General features: G+C 73.2%; 1 protein-coding gene. It reads left to right on the top strand.

What is annotated here, in order from left to right:
- Positions 1–2,048 (top strand): transglycosylase domain-containing protein (locus GTR00_RS19755; protein ID WP_166613256.1); only part of this gene is annotated, 2,048 nt, incomplete at both ends.

Here is a 2,048-nt window from a genome sequence, read left to right as displayed (position 1 = left end):
GGCCGGCCCGCCGCGCCGCCGCCCCGACGCCGCCGCGGCCGCCGGGTCCTGGCCTGGGTCGGCGGCCTGTTCGCCGTCGGCGTCGTCCTGGGCGTGGCCGGCTTCGCCACCGCGTACGCGCTGGTGGACGTGCCCGACCCCAACGAGCTCGCCGACGCGCAGATCAGCACCGTGTACTACTCCGACGGCACCACGCCCATCGGCACCTTCGCCGCCGTCAACCGGCAGAACGTCCGCATCGACGAGGTGCCGCAGGTCGTGCAGCACGCCGTGCTGGCCGCCGAGGACCGCACCTTCTACGAGAACCGCGGCGTCTCCCCGGCCGGCATCGCCCGCGCCCTGTGGAACAACGTGCGGGGCGGCTCCCAGCAGGGCGGCTCCACGATCACCCAGCAGTACGTGAAGAACTACTACCTCTCCTCCGAGCGCACGTACGCGCGCAAGGCGGAGGAGTTCTTCCTCGCGCTGAAGATCGACCAGCAGCAGTCCAAGGCCGAGACGCTGGAGGACTACCTCAACACCGTCTACTTCGGCCGCGGCGCCTACGGCGTGCAGGCCGCCGCGCAGGCGTACTTCGGGGTGGACGTCGCCCAGCTGGACGCCTCGCAGGGGGCGCTGCTGGCCGCCGTGCTCAAGGCGCCCAGCAACTACGACCCGCGCCAGGACCCCGAGGCCGCCGCCCAGCGCGTGGACTACGTCCTGGACGGCATGGTCGAGGAGGGCTGGCTGCCCGCCGCGGACCGCGCGCAGGCCGGGCTGCCCGAGACCGTCGAGCCCTCGCAGGACGAGGACACCTACGCCGGCACCGACGGCTACCTGCTGGACACCGTCAAGCGGGAGCTGTCCACCACCGTGGGCCTGAGCGAGGAGGAGGTCGAGCGCGGCGGCCTGGAGATCACCACGACCTTCGACGCGCGGGCCCAGGAGGCCGCCGTGGAGGCCGTGCAGGACCAGCTGCCCTCGAAGGTCCCCGAGGGCTTCCACGTCGCGCTGTCCGCCATCGACCCCGCCACCGGCGGCGTCACCGCCATGTACGGCGGCCCGGACTTCCTCGAGCGCAACCGCAACGCCGTCACCCAGGACATCGCCCAGGCCGGCTCCACCTTCAAGCCCTTCACCCTCGTGGCGGCCCTCGAGAAGGGCGTCTCGCTGCGCACCACCCTCAGCGGCGCCGACGGCGTGACGGTCGACGGCTGGGAGGTGTCCAACTTCGGGGACTCCTCGTACGGGCGCATCGACCTGCTCACCGCCACCGCCAACTCGGTGAACACCGTGTACGCCCAGCTCAACGAGGAGGTCACCCCCGAGGCGACCCGCAACGTCGCCATCCGCGCCGGCTACCCCGAGGACACCGTCGGCCTGGCCGACCAGGACACCACCATCTCCAACGTGCTGGGCACCGCCTCCCCGCACCCCATCGACGTCACGCAGGCCTACGCCACCTTCGCCGCGCAGGGCGTGCGCACCCGGTGGCACACCATCGCCAGCATCGACGACACCGACGGCACCCGGACCTACACCGCCTCCCCGACGCAGGAGCGCGCCTTCTCCGAGGACGTCGCCGCCGACGCCACCTACGCCATGCAGCAGGTCGTGCAGCGCGGCAGCGGCCGCTACGCGCGCAACCTGGGCCGTCCCGCCGCCGGCAAGACCGGCACCTCCTCGAGCAACAGGTCGGCCTGGTTCGCCGGCTACACCCCGCAGCTGGCGGCGTCGGTGGCGCTGTACCAGACCAGCGCCGACGGCACCTCCACGGAGTCGCTGAAGCTGGGCGGCGGCGAGGTCACCGGCGGCTCCTACCCGGTGCGGATCTGGACGTCGTTCATGCGCGGGGCCCTGCAGGGCACCGACGAGGAGGACTTCCCCGAGCCCGCCTTCGTCGGCTCCTCGCGCGGCTCGTCGTCCTCCTCGACCTCGACGTCCACGAGCACCCGCCGGCCGAGCGCGACGTCCACGCCCAGCGCGAGCGCCACGAGCACGGCGACGGGCTCGCCCACGGACAGCCCCACCGGCACCCCCACCGGCACCGCGACCGGCACGGCCACCCC

The organism is Kineococcus indalonis (assembly GCF_009906395.1).
GTDB lineage: Bacteria > Actinomycetota > Actinomycetes > Actinomycetales > Kineococcaceae > Kineococcus > Kineococcus indalonis.
This window is presented reverse-complemented; position numbering and strand designations above follow the sequence as displayed.